The sequence below is a fragment of the Brucella sp. RRSP16 genome (assembly GCF_052246815.1).
Classification (GTDB): Bacteria; Pseudomonadota; Alphaproteobacteria; order Rhizobiales; family Rhizobiaceae; genus Brucella; species Brucella intermedia.
The window spans coordinates 1-23,462 of the sequence record NZ_JBQQAM010000024.1 but is presented as its reverse complement, the minus strand read 5'-3'; the positions used below and the strand labels follow the sequence as shown (position 1 = coordinate 23,462).

Below are 23,462 nucleotides of genomic sequence, written 5' to 3'. Positions count from 1 at the left end.
CCTGATGACGCTTCTGGGCGGCATTGGCACGCTTATCGGCCCCATCGTCGGCGCCGCCTTCGTCGTCGCCCTCCAGAACTATCTCGCAACATCCGACTTCCCCGTCACGATCGTAACCGGCATCATCTTCATGGCATGCGTCCTCCTCTTCCGGAAGGGAATCATAGGCGAGTTCTACGCATCGCGCCTGGGAAAGAGGCTTTTCGGATAACCGACACTGCGGGGCCGCCCGCGCGTCCGGCGGCCCCCACCTTTTACTGGATATGAGATCATGACCGACACCTACGATTACATCGTGGTTGGCGCGGGCACGGCAGGTTGCGCCCTCGCGAACCGGCTTTCCGCAGACCAGAACCGTTCCGTGCTGCTGCTCGAGGCGGGCGGAAAGGACAATTATGCCTGGATTCACATCCCCGTCGGCTATCTCTATTGCATCGGCAATCCGCGCACCGACTGGTGCTTCACCACGGAAGCCGAAGCGGGACTGAACGGCCGTTCGCTCGGCTATCCGCGCGGCAAGGTGCTGGGCGGCTGCTCGTCCATCAACGGCATGATCTATATGCGCGGCCAGGCCCGCGATTACGACCTTTGGCGTCAGGCCGGATGCGACGGCTGGGGCTGGGACGATGTCCTGCCGCTCTTCAGGAAATCGGAAGACTATTTTGCCGGCGCAAGCGAGTTGCATGGCGCAGGCGGCGAATGGCGTGTCGAGAGCGCCCGCCTGCACTGGGATATCCTCGATGCCTTCCGCGACGCGGCAGTCTCTGCGGGCATCCCCGCCACCGACGATTTCAATCGCGGCGACAATGAAGGCGTCTCCTATTTCAAGGTCAACCAGAAGCGCGGCATCCGCTGGAACACCGCCAAGGCCTTTCTGCGCCCGGCGCTGGATCGCAAGAACCTCACCGTTGAAACCGGCGCGCATGTCCGCCGCATCGAGATCGAGGACTTGCGCGCCACCGGCGTCATTTTCGACCAGAACGGCACGACCCGGACAGTGAAGGCAAGGCGGGAAGTCATTCTCGCCGCCGGTGCGGTCGGTTCGCCGCAAATCCTTGAATTGTCGGGCATCGGGCGCGGTGATGTGCTGCAGCAGGCAGGCATTCCGGTCAAGCTGGAGCGCAGGCAGCTCGGCGAAAACCTGCAGGATCACCTGCAATTGCGCTGCGCCTACAAGGTCACGGGCATCCCGACGCTGAACGAGAAGGCAAGCAAGCTGGTTGGCAAGGCCATGATCGGGCTTGAATATTTCCTCCGTCGCTCCGGCCCCATGTCCATGGCGCCAAGCCAGCTTGGTGTATTCACCCGCTCCGACCCGTCCTACGAGACCGCCAATCTGCAATATCACGTGCAGCCACTCAGCCTCGAAAAGTTCGGCGAGGCCGTGCACCCCTTCCCCGCCTTTACGGCAAGCGTGTGCAATCTGCGCCCCGACAGCCGCGGCTCGATCCACATAAAGTCGCCGGACCACCGGACACAACCGGCGATCAGGCCGAATTATCTCGCCACCGAGAGTGACCGCCGTGTCGCCGCCGACGCCATCCGCCTCACCCGCCATATCGTGGCGCAGCCGCCCTTGCAGAAATTCCACCCCGAGGAATTCAAGCCCGGCCCTGCCTACGAAACGCAGGAACAGCTTGAGAAGGCGGCGGGCGATATCGGCACGACGATCTTTCACCCCGTCGGCACCTGCCGCATGGGGCAGGACGCGGAAGCAATCGTCGATCCGCGCCTGCGCTTCAACGGCATTGCGGGCCTGCGCGTTGCCGACGCTTCGGTCATGCCGACCATCACGTCCGGCAACACCAACTCCCCCACTCTCATGATCGCCGAGAAGGCCGCGCAGATGATTATTGCTGACAATCGATAAGCAAGCCGGAAGAGCGGAAATGGCAATCCGCTCACCGTCTCGTGAACGCAATTTCGGCATTATCGCCTCGGCAAATTCTGAAATAATTTTCCTTGTTTATTGCCCGACAAAAGGGAATTATCGGCAACAAGGTGGGCAGGGGGAGAAAGATCATCTCAAAAGATCGCTTTCCGGGACCGGCTCTCCAAAGTCTTTGAACAAGGAAAACAAAATGTCGTCAGTCCTTTCCCGCTATAATCTGACCCGCCGCGCCGGTCTGAAAGCCCTTCTCTTCACCGCAGCCGCACTGACCGTCGGCTTCGCGTCGGCCCCGAGCCACGCGGAAGACAAGACCATCAAGGTCGGCATCATGGGCGGTGAAGACGAAGACGTCTGGAAAGTCGTCGCCGAAGAAGGCAAGAAGCACGGCCTCAACATCGAGCGCGTGACCTTCAACGACTACAACCAGCCGAACGAAGCTCTGGAACGCAAGGAAATCGACGCCAACGCCTTCCAGCACAAGCCTTATCTGGACGAGCAGATCAAGCAGCACGGCTACAAGATTTCCGTTGCCGGCTATACCGCCGTCTGGCCGATCGGCATCTATTCGCGCAAGCACAAGAGCCTTGACGAGTTGAAGGAAGGCGCTGTCGTCGGCGTGCCGAACGATCCGTCGAACGAAGGCCGCGCGCTGCGCGTGCTGGAAGAAAAGGGCCTTATCAAGCTGAAGCCGGATGCAGGCATTCTGGCAACCCCGATCGATATCGTCGAAAACCCGAAGAAGCTTGAGATCAAGGAACTCGACGCCGGTGTCGTCGGCCGTTCCATCGACGACCTCGATGCAGCCATCGTGAACAACGACTGGGCCGCAAAGGCCGGCCTCAAGAAGGAAGAGGCAATCGGCTGGGAATCGAAGGAAAACAACCCGTACAACAACTTCATCGCGGTCCGCACCGAAGATGAAAACGCCGAATGGGTGAAGAACCTCGTGGCTTCGTTCCAGAACGACGCCGTGAAGGCCGAACTCGACCGCGCCTACAAGGGCACCGGCATCCCGGCCTGGAAATAATCGCTTTTGAAGCTTGAAAGACCGCGCCGGAACCGTTTCCGGCGCGGCTTTTATTGACGTACCGACAAAAATTGCCCTAAAGCATCGCCACAGCAAAAGCTGATGGCTTGAGCGAGGCATCATCCTTCCTTGAACCTTAATAAAACAGCCGCTGTTCGCAGCGGCCTATCCAGACATAGAAGAAACGACCGTGACCATTGAAAAGCCACCCGCCACATCAGCGCCCATCGTCGAGATGAAAGACGTGCGCCGAATGTTCGGCGAAACGGCAGCCATCAACGGCGTTTCGCTTTCGGTCTCACGCGGCGAAATCCTCGGCATCATCGGCCGCAGCGGCGCGGGCAAGTCCACGCTGATCCGCTGCGTCAACGGCCTTGAAAAGCCGGATACCGGTTCGATCCTGATCGAAGGCCGTGAAATCACCGGCCTGGGCGAAGATGCGCTGCGCCCGGTGCGTCGCCGCATCGGCATGGTGTTCCAGCATTTCAACCTGCTTTCGGCCAAGACGGTTGCCGAAAACATCGCCTTGCCGCTGAAGATCGCGGGCAAGCCGAAGGCAGAACGCGCCCGGCGCGTGGCCGAACTTCTGGAACTGGTCGGCCTTTCCGACAAGGCGACGCATTATCCGGCCCAGCTTTCCGGCGGCCAGAAACAGCGCGTCGGCATCGCGCGTGCGCTTGCCGCCGAACCGGCCGTGCTGCTTTCCGACGAGGCGACATCCGCGCTCGACCCGGAAACCACACAGTCCATTCTGGCCCTGCTGAAAGACATCAACACCAAGCTTGGCCTTACCATCCTGCTCATCACGCATGAGATGGAAGTCATCCGCCGCATTGCCGACCGCGTGATCGTGCTCGACCACGGCATGATCGCCGAGGAAGGCCCGGTCTGGAAAGTCTTCGCCAATCCGCAATCGCCTGTGACGCAGAGCATGTTGCAGGTGCTGACGCCGGAACTGCCTGTCGTCTGGCGCGACCGGTTGCAAAATTCGGGCAATCTTGCCGTGCTGAAGGTCAGACTATCAGGCGCGGCGGCAAAAGGCGCGTTCTTCAATGACATCGCAGCCGCCACCCAGATAGCGCCGCAACTGATCCATGGCGGCATGGACACGATCCAGGGCGAGCCGGTCGGCACCCTCTTCATCGGCCTGCCCGCACAGGAAAAGGCGAAGCTTGACGCCGCCATCACCTATCTCGACACCCATGCAGACGCCACGGAGGTACTCGGCTATGTCTCAGGCGATGCTTGATCTTCTCTGGCGCTCCTTCTGGGAGACCATCATCATGACCGGCTTTTCGAGCCTGATTTCGCTCGTCGTCGGCCTTCCGCTCGCGCTCATCATGATCCTGACGGAGCGTGGCGGCCTTGCCCAGAACCTGACGGTCAACACGATCCTCGGCGCCATCATTAACGGCTTCCGCTCGGTTCCGTTCATCATTCTGCTGGTGGCGCTCATCCCCGTCACGCGCTTCATCGTCGGCACATCCATCGGCACATGGGCCTCCATCGTGCCGCTGTCCATCGCCGCGATCCCCTATTATGCGCGCATTGCGGAAGTGTCGCTGCGTGAAGTCGATCATGGCCTCATCGAAGCCGCCCGCTCCATGGGCGCAAACCGCTGGACCATCGTGCGCGAAGTGCTGGTGCCCGAAGCCCTGCCCGGCATCGTCGCGGGCTTCACGGTCACGATCATCACGCTCGTCGGTGCATCGGCCATGGCGGGCGCCATCGGCGCGGGCGGGCTTGGCGACCTTGCCATCCGCTACGGCTATCAGCGCTTCGAGACGCAGATCATGATCGCGGTCGTGATCATTCTCATCATCATGGTTTGCGGCATCCAGTGGATCGGCGACCGGCTGGTCAGCCGTCTCGACAAGCGCAACCTGCGGGCCTGAACCCTATCTCTTCCTCTCACGGAAACCCGCTTCGAGCGTGTTTCCGTCGGGGTCGAAGACCAGCGCCGCATAATAGCCCATCTCTTCCGGCCCCTGATAGGCGGGTCCGCCGCTATCCCTGCCGCCTGCCTCGAGCGCTGCCTGATGAAACGCCTCCACGGCCTCGCGGCTTCCGGCGGTAAACATCAGGTGCAGGCGGTCGCCGGGCTTGTCCTCGCCGTCGGCTACCCCATCGGCACTGCCGTGGATCCACAGAAACGGAACCGGCGCCCGCTCTCCCCCGCTGACGAAGAAGCCGCTGCCGGAACGGGCAATGACCTCAAGGCCAAGTTCGGGCATGCAGCTTTCGTAAAACGAAAGGCTGCGGTTGACGTTGCGGGCTTTGAAACCGATGTGATCGAAGAGCGACATGAGATGCAATATATCGCGGCCAATTATAAAGAAAAGCGGCGCTTCCCAATTTGAAAAGCGCCGCCATCAATCTTCAATACTTCGCTATATGAGAGCGTGAATCAAAAAGGCGGCATGTGCGCGCGAAAATGGTGATTTTCGAGTACCGGAGCGGAGCGTACTCAAACGTACGTGAGCACCGGAACGCAGATAAATTGCCATTTGCAGCCACACAAGGCGACTTTTGGAACAGGCTCTAAAGGTTATCCGCGCGTGCGAGCGAGACCATCCTTTGCAGGCTGGTATTTCGGGTCAAGCTGCACGGCGCGTGAATAGGAATTGGCAGCCTTGGCCTTGTCGCCGTTATGCTCATAGACAAGCGCCTGATTGGCCCAGCTTTCCGCCACGTTCTGGTCGAGCGTGATGGCGGTGTTGAAGTCGTCGAAGGCGTTGTCGTAATCGCCGAGCGCCACATAGGAAATGCCGCGGCCATTATAAGGCTCCGGCGCGGTGGAATTCAGCGAGACCGCCTTCGAGAAATCCTCGATGGCCTGCTTGTGCTGGCCTTTCGCCTGATAGATCAGGCCGCGATTGTGATAGGCGCGACCGTCGGTCGTCTGCAGGGCGATGGCCTGATTGAAGTCGCTCAGCGCCTGATCGAGACGGCCTGCCTGACGATAGACATTGCCGCGCCCGATATAGGCGGCGTCATATTGCGGATTGAGCTGGATGGCCTTGCTGTAATCCTGCGCGGCCCTGGTGCTGTCGCCCATATAGCGATAGACCAGCGCGCGGTTGGCATAGGCCTGATAGAAATTCGGGTTGAGCGCAATTGCCTGGTCGAAGTCGCGCAGCGCTTCCTTGTAGCGGCCGGACTTGCCATAGGCGGAACCGCGCACATTATAGCCTTCCGGATCGCGTGGATTGCTCTGGATCACGCTCGTCAGCGAACTGATGTTCTCGCTCGACCCTTGCGCCTTGTCCACCGTGCTGAGCGCGGTCGTGGAGCTTTGGCAGCCCGCAATGGTTAAAGCCAGAAGTGCGGCGGCAATGAGAAGGCCGTTCCGGCCTGTTCCACCCAATGCCTCAATTCCCGAAACTTTCGTTCCAGACGATTGCATCATCTTCAAGCGCGTGGGCAACGACTGCATTCCTTTCAGCTCGCATCGGGTGCCAGGACCCTGTTGCTTCTTCTCCATCCCGTGGCCAGCCCGCCCTCAAGGGCTTGCTCCTGCCGGACTATTCTGCCTGTTACGGTACTATACTGGCCCCAACCAGCAGATAAAAACAGCAAAAAGGCGGCATTGTCTTGCGCTTGTTTTATCTCTGGATGGCGCGCCGCAAAGGCGGATATCCTAATTATTTGTTTTTACACATAATGGCGCCCGATAAGTCCAGAAACTTTTCGTAACGCTGCATTAAAAATGGAAGCAGGATAAAGAAAATATGTCTGCCGGGTCATGTCGACCCTTCGTTTCATATCGGAAACGAACGCGCAAACTGAAGTCAAAACATGCAAAATCCGGCGCAGGCGAAAGCCGACACCGGAAAGCAGAAAAGGCGCTGTTCAACAGCGCCTGATTTCAAGGTCGATCAGCGAGCGCCGGCGCGGCCGCCGACGAGGCCTTCACGCTGAGCGCGCTTGCGGGCCAGCTTGCGTGCGCGACGAACGGCTTCTGCCTTTTCGCGGGCGCGCTTTTCGGACGGCTTTTCATAGTGGCCGCGCATCTTCATTTCGCGGAAGATACCTTCGCGCTGCATCTTTTTCTTGAGAGCGCGGAGAGCCTGATCAACATTATTATCGCGGACGAGTACCTGCACGTGTATTCCCGTATCGGTTAGAATTTCGGTTAAGCCTGAGGCCGTTAGGGGGTCTTTTAACGATTTCAGCCGGTCTGACCGGCCGATCAACGCCCAAAGGCTCCCAAGCTTCGCAACGGATACGCTGCAAATTGGTCGTGGCTATTATCAGAAAGAGCCTCGCCTGTCCACATCAAGATGCAACTTTGCCCACCGGCTTGCGCGAAATACCGGCTTGCGCACGATTTACTATGGCCGCGACCGTGCGAATAGGCTAAGCCGCACGGGTTTCTCGCATAAATCGGCCTTAATGGCACCCCATAGCACTTTGCCAGCAAACCGATAATGCCTCCTCTTATTATATCCGATTCTCCTTATGCCCCTCCGCAAGCGACTCGTTATCCAGTTCACAGGCTATGAAGGCCTGCATCCCAAGGCCGTCCGCGTGCGCCATGCGCAGGCATTGAAGGATTTCGACCGCCTGTGGAACGCCAGGACCAGGCTCCCGCCCATGGTGGACGAGCCTGACGATTGCGGCACGACGACCGCCGTAACCACCGGCAATGGCTGGCAGACGGAAACCGAGTTCTGCCAGTTCGGCACCGCGGATATTTTCGACGATTACGCGGCGCGCTCGACGCCGAAGCGCATGCTGACCGGCTTTCACGCCTTCCTGAACATCCTCTTCACCGGAACGCTGTTGCGCTATCTGACGACGAGCTGGCGCTTCGTCCTGTTTTTCCTGTGGCCGTTCCTGCTGTCACTGGCGATTCTGACCGTCGCCGCGCTGATCGCCCTTGCACCGCTGGCGGCGGGTCTTTCGGCCCTGCATATTTTCTGGTCGACACCGCTGGCCGTCCTCATCGCCACCTTGCTGGTACGCAAGCCCGGCGACCGGTTTTTCATGTCCTATCTGCTCGACGACTGGTCCGCGGCCTATGATCGTATCCATGGCCGCAACGAGAAGCTCAACCTGCGGCGCAAGGCTTTTGCCGAAGCCCTGAAGCGGAAGATCGAGGCCTGCAATGCCGATGAAGTCGTCATTGTCGCGCATAGCCTTGGCACGGTTCCGGCGGTGGAAGCGCTCGCCGATCTCCAGCGCGAACGCCCCGACCTTCTGAAAAAACAGCCGGTTTCGATGCTGGCCATCGGCTCGTGCCTGATGATGATCGCTCTGCATCCCAGGGCAAAATCCCTGCGCGAGGATGTGCGTGTGGTGATCGAGGAGAGCCCCGTCCTGTGGTCGGAATTCCAGGTGCTGACCGATATCATCCACTTCTACGGTTCGGACCCGGCAAAGGTCCTGAAGCTGAAGACCGCCAATCCGCCGCTCATCAACCGCATCCGCTTCAAGCATGTCCATAGCGAAAACCGCTACAAGCGCTCGAAGGGCAATTTCTTCCTGATGCACCTTCTTTATATGCGCGGGGCGGAGAAGAAGAACTTCTATGATTTCGGCATGTTCCTGCACGGCCCGTTCTTCTTCCGCGACCTGATGACCGGGCATAAGGGAAAAGCCGCCCCTCTCGATGAAGAAGGACGGCTTCCGGTTTCGTATCGCGAAGCGGCTTGAACCCCGATTGTCAGCCTTCCGGCGGCTCCACGACGGCAATCGTCAGCCAGGTTGCCGTCAGCGCGGGCTTCAGCGAGTTTTCGATTTCGAGCGTCACATCATAGTGATTGACCACACGGCCCGACGGACGGATATCCGCATCCGCCAGCTTGAAACGGGCGCGCACGCGGGAGCCCGTCTTGACCGGCGACAGGAAGCGCAGCTTGTCGAAGCCGTAATTGATGCCCATCGTTGCGCCTTCCAGCATCGGCAGCGCCTCATAGGCCAGCGTCGAAAGCAGCGACAGAGTCAGGAAACCATGCGCGATGGTGCCGCCGAAAGGCGTTTCCTTCGCGGCGCGTTCCGGATCGACATGGATGAACTGGTGATCATCGGTCGCATCCGCGAACTGGTTGATCATTTCCTGCGTGACTTCGCGCCACTCCGAACATCCGATTTCCGTGCCGATTGCCTCGCGCAACTGGTCGAGCGTGATTGCGTCTTTCATTCGCTGGCTATTCCTGCTGATGTGATTTGCCTTGTGTTTAACCATTAAAGCCTTGTGTCTGAATCAAAAAGTGGCAGGCCATGGCGAAAATGGTGATTTCGAGAACCGGAGCGCAATGTACTTAAATGTACATGAGCACCGGAAGCGCAGAAATTGCCATTTGCAGTCTGGCATGGCGACTTTTGGATCAGACACTTAGGCGGCAACCAGAATTTCCCGGGCAATGTCGTCCCAATGCGCGAAAACCTGATGCGCGCCCTTGCCCGCCAGTTTTTCTGCATGGCCCTCATAGGTGTGCCCGCCGCCCGTATAACCGAATGCCGTCATGCCTGCTGCAATGGCACCTTCCACGCCGAAAGGCGAATCCTCGATCACCACGCAACGCGCCGGATCGACGCCCATCCTGGTCGCAGCAAACAGGAACAGGTCCGGCGCCGGCTTGCCGCGCTTGACCATGCTGGACGAATAGACAGCATCGCCGAAATAATGGCTGATGCCGGTCTTTTCCAGGCTGAACGCAATGCGCTCCGGCTGCGACGATGAAGCCACGCAGCGCTTCTGCGGCAGTTCGCGCAGGAAGTCGGCGATACCCACGGTCGGCTGCAGACTTTCCGCAAACAGGATTTTCGTCGCGGGCCAGAACAGGTTCGTCGCCTCCTCCGGCAGGCGATGCCCGGTCATATCCTCGATCATCTTCATGATATCGGCCTGCTTCATGCCGATGCCTTTCGCGACCGTCCCTTCCGGCAGCTTCATGCCGTGATCGGCATAGACCTGCTCGAATGCAAGGCAGGAAAGCGGCTCGCTATCGACAAGCACGCCGTCGCAATCGAAGATCACGAGATCGAAGGGGGAAACGCTGCTCATTTTGGCTCCAGTGACATGCATATTTTGTCGCGCAGTTTGGAGGTGCGCGTCCGTCAGTGTTGATATAGAGACTGTTCGTCTATTACGCACCTATATCAACACAAGCGTGACAAAATTACCTCGCTTGCTGGGTTTCGAGATTTTGCGGAGATTTTCATGACGACAAATGTGGCACTGGTTGGACTGGCGCGCGATCTCGCGGCGCGGGCTGAAACCGGCAAGCCGATCCGCATCGGTCTTATCGGCGCGGGCGAAATGGGCACCGACATCGTAACCCAGGTGGCGCGGATGCAGGGCATCGAAGTCGGCGCGCTTTCCGCCCGCAGGCTGCCCAACACCTTCAAGGCTGTCCGCACCGCCTATGGCGACGAGGACAACGCGCAGGAAACCGCCACCCAGTCCGCAATGACCCGCGCCATCGAAGCGGGCAAGATCGCCGTCACCGACGACAATGACCTGATCCTTTCCAACCCGCTGCTCGATGTCATCATCGATGCGACCGGCATTCCGGAAGTGGGTGCGGAGACCGGCATCAAGGCCATCCGCAACGGCAAGCACCTCGTCATGATGAATGTGGAAGCCGATGTCACCATCGGCCCCTACCTCAAGGCCGAGGCCGACAGGCAGGGCGTGATCTATTCGCTGGGCGCAGGCGACGAGCCTTCATCCTGCATGGAACTGATCGAGTTCGTTTCCGCCATGGGCCACAAGGTCGTGGCTGCCGGCAAAGGCAAGAACAATCCGCTCAATTTCGATGCGATCCCCGACGACTATCAGGAGGAGGCCGACCGCCGGAACATGAATGTTCGCCTGCTGGTGGAATTTGTCGATGGCTCCAAGACGATGGTCGAAATGGCGGCGATTGCCAACGCCACCGGCCTTGTGCCGGATATTGCAGGCATGCACGGTCCCAGGGCAGCAATCGACGAGTTGAACCGCACCCTGATCCCGAAGGAGGACGGCGGCGTCCTGAACAAAACCGGCGTGGTCGATTATTCCATCGGACGCGGCGTGTCGCCCGGCGTCTTCGTCATCGCCAAGATGGAACATCCCCGCCTTGTGGAACGTCTGGAAGACCTGAAAATGGGCAAGGGCCCCTATTTCACCTTCCACCGTCCTTTCCACCTCACCTCGCTGGAAGTGCCGCTGACGGTTGCCCGGGTCGTGCTGCACGGCAAGACCGACATGGTGCCGCTGCCGAAGCCTGTGGCGGAAGTGTGCGCCGTCGCCAAGAAGGACTTGCGGCCCGGCGATCATCTGGATGCCATCGGCCAATATTGCTACCGCTCATGGATCATGACGACACCGGAGGCCCGCGCGGCCAAAGCCATCCCCTGCGGCCTGCTGCAGAACGGCACGGTCCTCGCGCCGATCCGCAAGGGCGAACTCATCACCTATGCCAATGCGGCCCCGAAGCCCGGCTCGAAGATCGCCGAACTGCGGGCATTGCAGGACAAGATGATCTACGGCTGAACTTCAGTCGTTCGTATTTTTGTTCGTATCCGTGACAAAATACGAAACCGAACTGTCCATGATCTTATCGGCAATTTTCGCGATCAATCCGGACTGCCTGGCTTCGTCGTTTAGCATGAATCGCCTCTGGTTCTCGGCATGAAGAAGATCCGCAATCTCCTGCTCGCTCAGCTTCGTGCATTCTTTATAAACATCGCGGAACATTGCATTGAAGCCGTCCAGTTCCTGCCGTTTTCTTTCCAGTTCATCAGGCTGGTAAGAACTGTTTCCTAGCGATACCGAGGCCGGATGAAGTATAAAACGTCCTCCCTTCAGGCTCTGACGGTCGTCGGCGCCGCAGAATATCATGCTTGCAGATGACATGACCATTCCCATGTTGACCGTCGTCACCGGAGTTCTGGAACTCTTGACGGCCCAATAGCCAGCATAGCCGCTTTCCATGCCGCCACCATAGCTGTTGATATAGAGATAGATTCGTTTGAGTTTTTTATAATTGATGTTCGCATCATCGATGGCCTCGATAAGCTCTGCGGCTGTTTCCCCATTCACCGACCCAGCGAAATAAATCTTCGCAATGGAAACCTCATCCTTTTTATTATTGTCCTCCGGTCCAATCTTACGTGAATTGGCATTCGCGGCAGAAATTGCATTGAATATTATAAAAGTAATGCATAAAGAACTTACAAAATTTCGAAGAATATACCGCATTTCTCTCTCCATTATTTTGTAGTCACATAATAAAGGTCCGCTGAAAAACGAAAATCCCAATAAAAAAGGCGGCTCCAAGCCGCCTTTTTAGTTTCCGCCCAACGCCCTCATCCCGAGGAGGCGCGCAGGGAGTAAGGGAGTAAGGGAGTAAGGGAGTAAGGGAGTAAGGGAGTAAGGGAGTAAGGGAGTAAGGGAGTAAGGGAGTAAGGGAGATACGGACAGTATATTTGCAAGTCAAACATACTGCCCTACTGCCCTACTGCCCTATTCCCCTACTCCCCTATTGCCTTCCCTAATGATCGAGCGCCTTCACAATACTCTCCACCATCTTCTTCGCGTCGGCAAAGAGCATCATGGTGTTGTCGCGGAAGAACAGCTCGTTTTCCACGCCCGCATAGCCCGAACCCATGCCGCGCTTGATGAACAGGACCGTACCAGCCTTGTCGACATCGAGGATCGACATGCCGAAGATCGGTGACTTCGGATCGGTCTTCGCCGCCGGATTGGTGACGTCATTCGCACCGATCACGAAGGCCACATCGGCCTGCGCGAATTCCGAATTGATGTCTTCCAGCTCGAACACTTCATCGTAAGGCACGTTGGCTTCGGCCAGAAGCACGTTCATATGCCCTGGCATACGGCCCGCGACCGGATGGATGGCATATTTGACTTCCACGCCTTCGGCCTTGAGCTTGTCGGCCATTTCGCGCAGCGCGTGCTGGGCCTGTGCCACCGCCATGCCATAACCCGGCACGATGATGACTTTCGAAGCATTCTTCATGATGAAGGCCGCATCGTCGGCAGAACCCTGCTTGACCGGACGCTGCTCCACCTCGCCGCCGCTGGCAGCGGATGTATCGCCGCCAAAGCCGCCGAGAATGACCGAAATGAACGAGCGGTTCATGCCCTTACACATGATGTAGCTGAGGATCGCACCGGACGAGCCGACCAGCGCGCCGGTGATGATCAGCGCCAGATTGCCGAGCGTGAAGCCGATGCCTGCCGCAGCCCAGCCCGAATAGGAATTGAGCATGGACACGACAACCGGCATGTCCGCACCGCCAATCGGAATGATGATGAGCACGCCGAAGGCAAGCGCCAGCAGCACGATCAGCCAGAACACGAAATGGCTTTCCGTGTTGGTGAGCACGACGATCAAAAGCACGATCGCCACGGCCAGAGCCGCATTGATGACATGGCGTCCCGGCAGCATGATCGGCTTGCCCGACACGCGTCCATCGAGCTTCAAAAAGGCGATGATCGAGCCGGTGAAGGTGATCGCGCCGATGGCGACGCCAAGCGACATTTCCACAAGCGCCTGACCGTGGATCTGGCCCACTTCGCCAATCCCGAACGAATGCGGCGAGTAAAGCGCGGCAGCGGCCACCAGAACAGCGGCAAGACCGATCAGCGAGTGAAAGGCGGCAACAAGCTGCGGCATGGCCGTCATGGCGATGCGGCGCGCGATGACCGCACCGATGCCGCCGCCAATGGCGATGCCGATGACGATCAGGACCAGACCGCCGAAGCTCGGACGCGCCAGCAACAATGTGGTGAGGATGGAAATCCCCATGCCGATCATGCCGTACATATTACCCTGACGGCTGGTCGTCGGATGCGACAGGCCGCGCAGCGCCAGAATGAACAGCACGCCGGAGACGAGATAAAGGAAGGCTGCGAGATTAACGCTCATGTTCGTTCAGCCTCACTTTTCTTTTTTCTTGTACATGGCGAGCATGCGCTGGGTGACCAGAAAGCCGCCGAAGATGTTGACGCTCGCGAGAATGAGCGCGATGAAACCGAAGCCGGTTGCCCAGCCGGAAAGCGACAGGCCAACGGCCAGAAGCGCACCCACCACGATCACCGATGAAATGGCGTTGGTCACGGCCATCAAAGGCGTGTGCAGCGCGGGCGTGACCGACCAGACGACGTAATAGCCGACGAAAATCGACAGGATGAAGATCGCGAAGCGAAACACGAACGGATCGATTGCGCCGCCCGATGCGGCATGCGCGGCAGCAGCCGCCGCATCACCCAGGCCGCCCGCATTTTCCGCCGCCTGACGGACGGCGTCTGCGGCCTGGTTCAGGCTCTCAAGAGCTTTATCGAGACTAGTTTCGGCCATTATGCCTCTCCTCCATCAACTGGAGACTTGGGGGATGAAGAAGACTTTGCAGCAGCCTTCGGTGCTTTTGCAGGCGCTTTCTTCGCCGTTTCCTTCGCCGTTTTCGGGGCTGCAGGTTTCGCAGCATCGCCAACGACTTCTGCCTTTGCGGCTCTGGGCTTCGGTGCGGCTTTCGGTTTTGCAGCCGGCTTTGCAACAACTGGCGTGGTTGCGGCAGGTGCTGCCTCAGCCTTGGCAAAAGCCGGATGGAGGATTTTGCCCTGATGGGTGAGAAGCGTCGCCTTCACCAGCTCTTCTTCCGGATCGATTTTCAGAAGCTTCGTTTCCTTGTCGACCAGCGTTTCGACGAAGGCGATCAGGTTGCGCGCGTAAAGCTGCGAGGCGCTTGCCGCAATGCGGCCCGGAACGTTGAGATGGCCGACGATCTTGACGCCGTTCACATCCGCAATCTGGCCAGCGACAGCGCCTTCGACATTGCCGCCGCGCTCGACCGCGAGATCGACAAGCACCGAGCCGGGGCGCATCGAAGCGACCATTTCCTTCGATACCAGCCGCGGCGCCGGACGGCCCGGAATGAGCGCCGTGGTGATGACGATATCCTGCTTGGCGATGTGGTCGGCAACAAGTGCCGCCTGTTTCGCCTGATATTCCTTCGACATTTCCTTGGCATAGCCGCCAGCGGTTTCCGCTGCCTTGAACTCCTCGTCCTCGACCGCGATGAACTTCGCGCCAAGCGAGGCGACCTGTTCCTTCGCAGCCGGGCGAACGTCGGTGGCGGTCACGACGGCGCCAAGGCGACGGGCCGTTGCAATGGCCTGAAGACCGGCAACCCCTGCCCCCATCACGAACACCTTGGCGGCAGGCACGGTGCCAGCCGCCGTCATCATCATCGGCATGGCGCGGTCATAGGTTTCCGCCGCGTCAATCACCGCCTGATAACCGGCGAGATTGGCCTGCGAAGACAATACGTCCATCACCTGCGCACGGGTGATGCGCGGCATGAATTCCATCGTGAAGGCAGAAATGCCAGCTCTGGCAAGCGCGGCGACAGCATCTTCATGGCCGTAAGGGTCGAGCATGGCGAAGAGCGCCGCGCCCGATTTATACCCTTTCAGTTCCGCATCGGACGGGCGGCGCACTTTAAGAACGACATCCGCCGTTCTGGCGTCCGCCACCGTGCCGATCCGGGCTCCGGCTGCGGTAAACTCGGCATCGGGAATGCGCGATTTCTCGCCCGCGCCTTTTTCCACCACGACATCGAAACCGAGCGCGATGAATTTCTTCACCGTCTCCGCCGACGCCGCGACACGGCTTTCATTGGGGTCGCTTTCTTTCGGGATAAATAACGTCTGGGCCAAGCTGGTTTCCCTTTCGTGGCGTTCTTCCGGGATTGATTCCGGTCATGCACAGTTACGAGCTTCCGGGGCGAAGCCCGTTCAAATAACCTGAACTATAGACATGCATAAAACCTCGGCACGGTATTCCATGCCAAGGCATTCGATCAAATCGTGCGGGTTGACCCCGGTTCGCGCTTCAGTTCAACGATACTGCGCCGGAAGCTGAAATCCGGCGGCAGTGGTCACGAAAGAATGAACCAGGCAGCGACACAGACTAGGATGAAAAGAACGGTCGCGGAGAAGAAACCACCAGCAAAAAAGCCGAACGCCATGGCAATCATAAGGGCGATAAGCGCCACCGTGCTCCATTTAACCAGGCCCGTGAAACCGGCATAAGTTTTCTCATGCTCGGAATAGTCCATCGGTGCGCCAAGTTCAGCCGGAGCCGTCGTATGATGTTCTGCCATTTTAGTTCCACCCATTTAAAGCATGTCTCCCAATAGTGGGAACCGGTTTTGGGACAAAGACATGCGTGAAAACAAGATTAAAGCGCAACACGCTTTAAAATTTCCGCCCATACACCGTCATGTTAAGCGGAAATGCCTGCAATCTTCAATGTGCGAGCGAACAAACCGATGCATTGACCGCAAGGCTTTTCGTCGCAGCTACCCTCTCTCCGCAGAAGCGGTTCCGCAATCTTCGTAAAGCGAAACTGCCCTTCTGGCTATATTTAATTGTTTAAGCTCCGGCGATGTTTTCAGATTCCTATATGCCGAGCCCGGTATATTTCGCCGTCGGCAGGATTGTCAGCGGCACGGAACTGTCCCGCATGTCGGCAAACATGGCGCGGCGCTCATGCGGCTGCGACTTGAAGAACGGAAAGCGCACGGCCACCGCATCGCGGATATTGCGGATGGGTGCAGCGCCGAGCCCCACCCTGATTCCATAGCCTTCATGCTCGCGGGCATCGGCCATGACCGAAGTGCCGAAAATGCGCTTGTAAAAGGCCATATGCTCGGGCTTCACCGAGGCAAGGCATTGATCCGCCGCGAAAAATTCCGACGCCATCGCCGCGATGCGCAAGGTGATATAGGGAATGGCAGGATATTCGCTCAACAGTTCCGGATCGGCCGCAAAGCGGGTCGGGTCGACAAAATGCATACCGCTGTTGAGCAGCGGATCGAGGATATCCGGGAAAAGCGCATAGCTCGTGCCGCGACGATGATCGGGCGTGATGTGATGGATGCGCAGCGTGCTGACCAGTTGCCCATCCACATGCACGCCATAGACGAAAGCATGGCTGTCACGGTCGATATCATCGACGATGGACGGCACTTCCGCCTCGTGCATCACATTGCGCGTGCGGTAGGAACGATAGCGCAGGCGGCCGATTTCCTCGAGGTCCTCCGCATGTACGATACGGCGATATTCCACCCGGTCGAGAAACTGCAACAGCTGCCGCGCAAAATTGGACAATGGCGGTTTATCGCCTGTAACAGCTGTATTCGTCATGCAATCGATTTTTCCGCACCCCGCAAATCAGTGTGCAGAATATGCCCCTTTATCAGCATGTAAAGATATAACTTTGTGCCCTGCCTTTTTGTCGCCGCACAATGAACGTTCGTTCGCCACAATTGAGTTGGGCTTTTACGCAGGAATATCCGTCAAAAAGTGCAAAATGGCCCGATTAAGGGCCATTTCAGGGTTCTGCCTTAATCTGAAAAAGGCTCTTTAAAGTGCGTTGGCGATCGCCTGAAACGCATGCATGGTTTCGTCTTTCATATCCTGCCCATCGACATTGTAACTGGCATGGGCAGAGGTCTTGGCAATCACCACACGCTTGGCGGGATTGACATAGATGAACTGCCCATAGATGCCGGCAGCGCTGAAATCGCCCTGCCAGTCAACCGGCGTCCACCACTGATAGCCATAGCCGAACGGAATCTTGCCGAACGCATCCTCGCGGCCGGGCATCAGATAGGGCGCATCCGGCGTCACCGAATCATGCACCCACTGCGCGGGCACAAGTTGCTCGCCCTTGAAGTTGCGGCCTTCGTTGAGATAGAGCAGCCCGAACCGCGCATAATCGCGCAGCACGGCATTCATCCCGCCTACTGCGGCAGCCTCTCCGGTCGGGTCCACGATCCAGAAGGCATCGGCTTCGGCGCCAAGCTTCGACCAGAGCCTGTCCTTCATGTAATCCTGCAAGGGAATGCCCGTCGCGCCTTCCAGAACCAGCCCGAGCGCCTGCGTATCCGACGAAACATACTGGCTGAGCGTTCCTTGCGGACGCACGCTTTTCAGATGCGCGGTGAAATTCGTGATCGAGCCGGTCAGAAGTTCCACGGCATAGCGGACAATATCGGAATTGAGATCGCCATAGTTCTCGTTGAAGCCGATGCCGGATGCCATCTGCAGCACGTTCTTGACCGTCACACCCTTGTAGCCGCCTTCGGCCAGCACCGGCGCATAGCGGTCGACCGGCTGGCCGATATCGATCAGGCCATCCCGGACGGCATTGCCGATAAGGAAGGAAACGACTGATTTTGAAACGGAAAATGCGATGGACTGGGTGGCCGGGCTGTTGCCGTGGTCATATTGTTCGTGGACGATGACGCCATCCTTGAGGACGATGAGGCCGGTGGTGCCGCCACGCTCCAGCCAGTCGGAAATCTTGCGGGTTTCGCCCTTGTAGACGAAAGTTTCCGGCAGGGGCTGCTTCGCCTTGGCAAGCGGGCTGACCTCGCCTTCATGCGGAATGCGCACGGACGGATAACGCTTGTAGACATTGCGGAAATTTTCAAAAATCTCCGGCCCCTTGAACATCTGGGCATATTGATAGACGGCCCAGGTTTCATGGATTTTCTTCCAGAAGACCCCCGTGCCGACACCGGCAACAACAACCAATGCGACCAGAACGTATAAAGTATAACGATACAATCGTTTCATTAGCCTCCCCTCAAACAACAAGATTGAGCCGAATATCTTTTCTATAAGCACATGAATGAATACTTATATTCACTCCTCCTCTCTATTATGAGCATGATAGTTCCCCGGAAAAATATCCCTATTATTCATATTTATTCAGATTTATGTGTACTATAAATGAACCGCTGCAATGCACTGCGGAGAATACCGGGTAAAGCGCTTTTGCAGCGCAGCCCTCACCTGCAAGGCACGCGCCCGAATGGTTCAAGTGGAGCGATCTGGCGGGGCGTTTCAGCCCGAAAGATTCAGCCTGAAAGATTCAGCCCGAACGATCAGGTGGAATCGCAGCCGCTTCATTTCCTGTTTTCTGGAGTATTCCGCCTGAAAGGCGGCAATGGGCCAAGCCTGCTCAGGCGACGGTTCGCCCACCATCGCGGCGCGCTGCGGCCTTCGCGGTCATGGCGCTGATCGCCTCCACCGGCACCGGCATGCCGAGCAGATAGCCCTGCACGAGATCGGCGCCCGCCGCCACGCGGATCAGCGCAAGCTGTTCCTCGGTTTCGACACCCTCCACCGTCACGCCGAGCCCCAGCTCATGCGAAAGCTGGGTGACGCCGCGAAGCAGCATCAGCGACCGCCGGTCGGTGGTGATGTCGCGCACGAAGGAGCGGTCGACCTTCACCTTGGTCAGGGGCAATGTATTGAGGTAGCTGAGGCTGGAATAGCCGGTTCCGAAATCGTCGAGCGCGATATTGATCCCGGCATTCTTGAGCCGCTGCAACACCATCGACGTCTTGTTGCGGTCCGAGATGATGGCGCTTTCCGTCACTTCCACCTCGAGCCGATGCGCCGGAAGCCCGGATTTTTGCAAGGCATTGGCGATATCGCGGGCAATGTCGTTGCTTTTCAGGTCGATGGCCGACAGGTTGACGGAAACGCCGATGCGATCGCCCCATGACAGGCAGTCGGCACAGGCCTGCTCCAGCATGAAGCGGGTTATGTCGGTGATGATGCCCATTTCCTCCGCAAGCGGAATGAATTCGGCAGGCGGCACGAAACCGAGCTCCGGATGCTCCCACCGCGCAAGCGCCTCACATGCGACAACGCGCAGGGACTGCGCGCTGACGATGGGCTGGTAGACGACCTTGATCTCGCCGTGATTGATGGCGAGCCGCAGATCCGCCTTGAGTTTCTGGCGTCCGCGATATTTGGTGTCCATCGCATCGACGAAGACCGACCAGGATTTTTCTTCCGTGCTTTTGGCTTCGTAAAGCGCCAGGTCGGCATTGATATGCATGCTGCCGACATCGGACCTTTCGACATTCTCGATCGCCACGCCCGCGCTGATATCGATCTGGACCTGATCGCCGTCGAGATCGTAAACCCCGGTCGCCACCGCCATGATGTGGTCCATCACCCCGGCAATATCGGCCTCGCCGCGCAGGTTGAAGACAAACACCACGAACTCGTCGCCGCCGAAGCGCGATGCAACGAAGCGCTGCGGATCGAGCGAGTTCAGCCGTTCGGCGAACAGGCGCAACAGCACATCGCCCGTATGATGCCCCAGCGTGTCGTTGACATGCTTGAAATGGTTGATGTCGATGACGATGAGCGCGACCTGCGTGCCCTTCTTCTGATGGGGACGCAGCGAGCGCACCATAGTCTCGAAATAATTGCGGTTCGGCAGGCCGGTCAGGCCGTCATAGCGCGCCATATGCTGGATGCGCGCTTCCGCTTCCACACGCTGCGTCACATCCTCGAACATCAGGACCGCCCCTTCATTGAGGGTCTGGTTGCCGATGCATTCGATATAGCGCTGGTTTGAAAGCTGGAAAATGTCGCGGGCGCGCTTGCCGATCAGGAGGTCCTGCATGCGCACATGCACGCTTTTCAGGTCGGTCTGCGGAAACAGCCCCTTCTTGGCGCAATAGCGTAGAAGGACATCGAGCTTGCGGCCATGCAGCTTGGTATGCTCGGCAATCTGCAGCATCGCCTTGGCCTTGTTGTTGATGACGGCGATGCGCTGCTGGCTGTCGAACATCAAAAGGCCCTGCGGCATGTTGTTTAGCGCCGCATCGAAACGCCCGGCCACGATGGACAGGCGACGCTTGCCCATGACCGCCGCGAAGAGAAATTCGCGCAACCCGTTGGCCATCTGGATGTTGGACAGGAAATACGGGATCAGCAGCAGGCCGATGATGACGTGAAACGGCGTCCCCGCCAGAATGAGCCCCGCCAGAACGGGAAGGAGCGTGCAGGCCGACATCAGGATGACGGCCTTTGCCGAAGCATAGTTGCGGCCCACGATGGAAACGACCGAGGCAAGCAGCACGGTCAGGCTGGCAAGTTCGGCGAAGGAATCCCGCAGCACGAAGCTTGAGAAGAAACATAACATGCCGAGCGTCAGACACACGGCGGATGCGCCGATCAGATAGCGCGTCTCCCACCGGTCGAGATCGGCATGGGAAAGCGGCTGCTGCCTTGCCTGATCGAACTTGTGCATGTCGAAGATGCGGCCAACCGCCACGATGGCGAAGACGCCGGCAAACATCAGATAGCGCCAGTCGTCGGTTTTCACATAGATGACGACACAGGCTACAACGTGCGCGAGCAAGCCGAACCAGAGCGTCGTACGATTACCATACAGCGCTCTGAGAAAAGATAGCCGCACATCTGCAGGTATCTCAGGTTTACGGCTTTGCCACATTCGATGCATTTAATCCCTTGTATGGGGCAGCAATATCGCACCAATGACTTAAAAATATCTTTCGGGATATTAAACCACAAGCTGTCATGCCGACCACCATAAGATGTATTCAGATGTTTTTTAAGGAAAACCATAGACGCACAACCCCCGCCCGGCAATTACAACCAGAGGCATGTATTGTTTTAGTTGTCCTAATATTACTGAAACAGCCATAATTGGAGAACAGCGCAGGTTAGTTGCCGCGTCGCGGAGAATTAATCCAGATTAGTCACGATGGATATTCTGCCGCCAGAGTCCCGCCTTTTAGAGAAAAATCCTGCCATCCAAGGTCCAGCGGCGGGAAATAACCGCAAGAAGCTTCCAACTCTGTCAGAGTTGGTGCCCCCCGTCGACGGTGATGATCGAACCGGTCATATAGCGGCTGGCGTCGGAGGCCAGCATCAGCACAACCCCGTCCAGATCCTGCGGCTCGCCAAGGCGCCGCATCGGGTTTCGCCCTTTGAAGTAGCCCCCTGCCGGACCTTGCAGCTGTTCTTCGTTGATTCGCGTTGGAAACCAGCCCGGCGAAATCGCGTTGACGCGAATATCGTGCGCGGCCCATTCCAGCGCCAGCGCCCGCGTCATCTGCGTCACGCAGGCCTTGGACATGGAATAAGCGGCAGCGCCCTTCTGCGGACGCTCGCCCAGAATGCTGGTCGTGTTGACGATGGAGCCGCCCTCGCCATGCCGGATCATGCGGCGCGCCGCTTCCTGCGCCACGAAAAAGGCACCGGCGACATTCACCTCGAAAATATGTTCGAGCATGTCGCGCGTCGTATCGAGCGCGCGCGCCATATGCGCAACGCCGGCATTGTTGAAAAGCGCCGTTATCGGTCCGAAACGCGCTTCCGCTTCTTCGAAAGCACGGACGATTTCATCCGGATGGGTCACATCCGCCATGATTTCCAGCACTTCGCCGCCCGACGGGCAAATGCTTTCTCCTGCATGGGTGCGCGAGATCGAAATCACATGCGCACCGTGCCCTGCCAGCACATGGACCATCCTGAGGCCCAACCCTGAAGAACCACCCGTCACGGCAATAACCTTGCCCCTGACGGAGAAAAGCTGATCGTCAGTCATTCATCCCCTCAACTGCCAATCCGTCTTTATTCATTCCTAGATTATCGGAAGCAGCATTTGAACCATCTTCGACCGTAAAAATCAGTCCAAATCAACACAATACACAGAAGGCACAATCAAAAGACCGACCGCAGGGCCGCAGGACGACACCTGTTCGTGATTGCGCGCGCCATTGCGGAGAAGTAAGGAACAGAGCAAACAGGGCATTTCCAGTTCGAACTGGATCGCTGGGAATGCCCTTTATCTTTGTTTCTAGGCATTAACTCACGCAAAACCGCTTCATATTCCGAATGGTGGAAACGAACATTATGCCCAAGACTTCTCGCCCTCTCGTCGCCGTACCGACCGATGTGAAGCCATTTGAAAACTACACCTGGCACGCCGCGCCGGAACAATATCTGGCAGCCGCCATCGATGTTGCGGGCGTGACCCCGCTTCTGGTGCCGAGCTTCGGCGACCGGATGGACCTCGACGCCATTCTGGATGCGGTGGACGGCCTTCTCGTCACCGGTTCCAAATCGAACGTTCACCCTGCCCTCTACGGCGTGGAGCCGAATCCGGCCTTTGAGCCTTATGACAATGCCCGCGACGCGACATCGCTGCCGCTGATCCGCGCCGCCATTGAAAAGGGCGTTCCGGTACTGGCCATCTGCCGCGGCATACAGGAACTGAACGTCGCGCTGGGCGGCACGCTCGCCACCGAAATCCAGGAGCTGGAAGGCCGGATGGACCACCGCGCGCCGGAATCGGAAAGCCAGGCGGAGCGCTTCGCCATCCAGCATCCGATCAAACTCAACCCGAACTCATGCCTGGCAGAAATCCTGAAGGAAGACAGCGTGCGGGTGAACTCCGTCCACCGGCAGGCGATCGACAGGCTTGCGCCGCAGCTTGAGGTCGAAGCCGTTGCGGAAGACGGAACCATCGAAGCCGTCTCGGTGAAGAATGCGAAGGGATTTGTCGTCGGCGTCCAGTGGCACCCGGAATACTGGGTGCATTCCGATGCCCCTTCCCGCAAGATATTCGAGGCGTTCGGCGATGCAGTGCGCCAACATAGGGCAGTAGGGCAGTAGGGCAGTAGGGCAGTAGGGCAGTAGGGCAGTAGGGCAGTAGGGCAGTAGGGGCAGTAGGGCAGTAG

At 58.2% G+C, this 23,462-nt stretch carries 21 protein-coding genes and 1 pseudogene; 8 read left to right on the top strand and 14 right to left on the bottom strand.

Annotated features, from left to right (window positions below; genetic code table 11):
* The 5 genes and pseudogenes from ACS5UA_RS21995 to ACS5UA_RS21975 all read left to right on the top strand — a co-directional run.
* Positions 1-211, top strand: a pseudogene (locus ACS5UA_RS21995) (branched-chain amino acid ABC transporter permease); the annotation flags it as partial.
* 60 nt (positions 212-271) lie between these two features.
* Entirely contained in the window at positions 272-1,870 is a 1,599-nt protein-coding gene (locus ACS5UA_RS21990; protein ID WP_443101819.1) for a GMC family oxidoreductase, read from the top strand.
* 211 nt (positions 1,871-2,081) lie between these two features.
* On the top strand, positions 2,082-2,918 hold the full coding sequence (locus ACS5UA_RS21985; protein WP_151657774.1) for a MetQ/NlpA family ABC transporter substrate-binding protein: 837 nt from the start codon (positions 2,082-2,084) through the stop codon (positions 2,916-2,918).
* A gap of 190 nt (positions 2,919-3,108) precedes the next feature.
* Positions 3,109-4,167, top strand: a complete 1,059-nt coding sequence (locus ACS5UA_RS21980) for a methionine ABC transporter ATP-binding protein (RefSeq protein WP_025090835.1) — start codon at positions 3,109-3,111, stop codon at positions 4,165-4,167.
* On the top strand, positions 4,148-4,813 hold the full coding sequence (locus ACS5UA_RS21975; RefSeq protein ID WP_006471185.1) for a methionine ABC transporter permease: 666 nt from the start codon (positions 4,148-4,150) through the stop codon (positions 4,811-4,813). The genes ACS5UA_RS21980 and ACS5UA_RS21975 overlap by 20 nt, the downstream gene beginning before the upstream one ends.
* A gap of 3 nt (positions 4,814-4,816) precedes the next feature.
* On the opposite strand, the gene ACS5UA_RS21970 is transcribed toward ACS5UA_RS21975, so the two are convergent.
* From ACS5UA_RS21970 to rpsU, 3 genes are all read right to left on the bottom strand, one after another.
* Entirely contained in the window at positions 4,817-5,224 is a 408-nt protein-coding gene (locus ACS5UA_RS21970) for a VOC family protein (RefSeq protein WP_025090834.1), read from the bottom strand.
* A 242-nt stretch (positions 5,225-5,466) separates the two neighbouring features.
* Positions 5,467-6,354 carry a tetratricopeptide repeat protein gene (locus ACS5UA_RS21965; protein ID WP_025090833.1) on the bottom strand — a complete coding sequence of 296 codons (888 nt, stop codon included), beginning with the start codon at positions 6,352-6,354 and terminating at the stop codon, positions 5,467-5,469.
* Between the two features lie 442 nt (positions 6,355-6,796).
* Entirely contained in the window at positions 6,797-7,024 is a 228-nt protein-coding gene (rpsU, locus tag ACS5UA_RS21960) for a 30S ribosomal protein S21 (RefSeq protein ID WP_006471186.1), read from the bottom strand.
* A gap of 355 nt (positions 7,025-7,379) precedes the next feature.
* On the opposite strand from rpsU, the gene ACS5UA_RS21955 reads away from it, so the two are divergent.
* Positions 7,380-8,576, top strand: a complete 1,197-nt coding sequence (locus ACS5UA_RS21955; protein ID WP_443101818.1) for an alpha/beta hydrolase — start codon at positions 7,380-7,382, stop codon at positions 8,574-8,576.
* Positions 8,577-8,586: 10 nt separating this feature from the next.
* On the opposite strand, the gene ACS5UA_RS21950 is transcribed toward ACS5UA_RS21955, so the two are convergent.
* Positions 8,587-9,063, bottom strand: coding sequence for a MaoC family dehydratase (locus ACS5UA_RS21950; protein ID WP_006471187.1), 477 nt, complete (start codon positions 9,061-9,063; stop codon positions 8,587-8,589).
* A gap of 195 nt (positions 9,064-9,258) precedes the next feature.
* Positions 9,259-9,930 (bottom strand): HAD family hydrolase, encoded by a 672-nt coding sequence (locus ACS5UA_RS21945; protein WP_443101817.1) that lies wholly within the window; start codon positions 9,928-9,930, stop codon positions 9,259-9,261.
* Between the two features lie 156 nt (positions 9,931-10,086).
* Here ACS5UA_RS21945 and ACS5UA_RS21940 point away from each other — a divergent pair, with 156 nt between their 5' ends.
* Positions 10,087-11,403 carry a 1-deoxy-D-ribulose 5-phosphate reductoisomerase gene (locus tag ACS5UA_RS21940; RefSeq protein ID WP_006471189.1) on the top strand — a complete coding sequence of 439 codons (1,317 nt, stop codon included), beginning with the start codon at positions 10,087-10,089 and terminating at the stop codon, positions 11,401-11,403.
* 3 nt (positions 11,404-11,406) lie between these two features.
* Here the strand turns inward: ACS5UA_RS21940 and ACS5UA_RS21935 are convergent, their stop codons facing one another.
* The 9 genes from ACS5UA_RS21935 to ACS5UA_RS21895 all read right to left on the bottom strand — a co-directional run bounded on the left by ACS5UA_RS21935 (position 11,407) and on the right by ACS5UA_RS21895 (position 22,327).
* Positions 11,407-12,111 carry an ATP-dependent Clp protease proteolytic subunit gene (locus ACS5UA_RS21935; RefSeq protein ID WP_443101816.1) on the bottom strand — a complete coding sequence of 235 codons (705 nt, stop codon included), beginning with the start codon at positions 12,109-12,111 and terminating at the stop codon, positions 11,407-11,409.
* Between the two features lie 292 nt (positions 12,112-12,403).
* Positions 12,404-13,804 carry an NAD(P)(+) transhydrogenase (Re/Si-specific) subunit beta gene (locus ACS5UA_RS21930; protein WP_443101815.1) on the bottom strand — a complete coding sequence of 467 codons (1,401 nt, stop codon included), beginning with the start codon at positions 13,802-13,804 and terminating at the stop codon, positions 12,404-12,406.
* Positions 13,805-13,816: 12 nt separating this feature from the next.
* Positions 13,817-14,236 (bottom strand): proton-translocating transhydrogenase family protein, encoded by a 420-nt coding sequence (locus ACS5UA_RS21925; RefSeq protein WP_021587083.1) that lies wholly within the window; start codon positions 14,234-14,236, stop codon positions 13,817-13,819.
* On the bottom strand, positions 14,236-15,594 hold the full coding sequence (locus tag ACS5UA_RS21920) for a Re/Si-specific NAD(P)(+) transhydrogenase subunit alpha (protein WP_063881512.1): 1,359 nt from the start codon (positions 15,592-15,594) through the stop codon (positions 14,236-14,238). The genes ACS5UA_RS21925 and ACS5UA_RS21920 overlap by 1 nt, the downstream gene beginning before the upstream one ends.
* Positions 15,595-15,815: 221 nt before the next feature.
* Positions 15,816-16,040: an aa3-type cytochrome c oxidase subunit IV gene (locus ACS5UA_RS21915; protein WP_006471190.1), complete on the bottom strand. Its 225-nt coding sequence runs from the start codon at positions 16,038-16,040 to the stop codon at positions 15,816-15,818.
* 298 nt (positions 16,041-16,338) lie between these two features.
* Positions 16,339-17,085, bottom strand: coding sequence for an N-acyl amino acid synthase FeeM domain-containing protein (locus ACS5UA_RS21910; RefSeq protein WP_006467548.1), 747 nt, complete (start codon positions 17,083-17,085; stop codon positions 16,339-16,341).
* 219 nt (positions 17,086-17,304) lie between these two features.
* Positions 17,305-18,522 carry a serine hydrolase domain-containing protein gene (locus ACS5UA_RS21905; protein WP_443101814.1) on the bottom strand — a complete coding sequence of 406 codons (1,218 nt, stop codon included), beginning with the start codon at positions 18,520-18,522 and terminating at the stop codon, positions 17,305-17,307.
* Positions 18,523-18,910: 388 nt separating this feature from the next.
* Complete coding sequence (locus ACS5UA_RS21900; RefSeq protein WP_025090826.1) at positions 18,911-21,208, bottom strand: putative bifunctional diguanylate cyclase/phosphodiesterase; 2,298 nt, start codon at positions 21,206-21,208, stop codon at positions 18,911-18,913.
* A 369-nt stretch (positions 21,209-21,577) separates the two neighbouring features.
* Positions 21,578-22,327 carry an SDR family NAD(P)-dependent oxidoreductase gene (locus tag ACS5UA_RS21895; RefSeq protein ID WP_443101813.1) on the bottom strand — a complete coding sequence of 250 codons (750 nt, stop codon included), beginning with the start codon at positions 22,325-22,327 and terminating at the stop codon, positions 21,578-21,580.
* A 308-nt stretch (positions 22,328-22,635) separates the two neighbouring features.
* Between ACS5UA_RS21895 and ACS5UA_RS21890 the strand changes: the two genes are divergently transcribed.
* Positions 22,636-23,397 (top strand): gamma-glutamyl-gamma-aminobutyrate hydrolase family protein, encoded by a 762-nt coding sequence (locus ACS5UA_RS21890; RefSeq protein WP_121995661.1) that lies wholly within the window; start codon positions 22,636-22,638, stop codon positions 23,395-23,397.
* Positions 23,398-23,462: the final 65 nt, after the last annotated feature.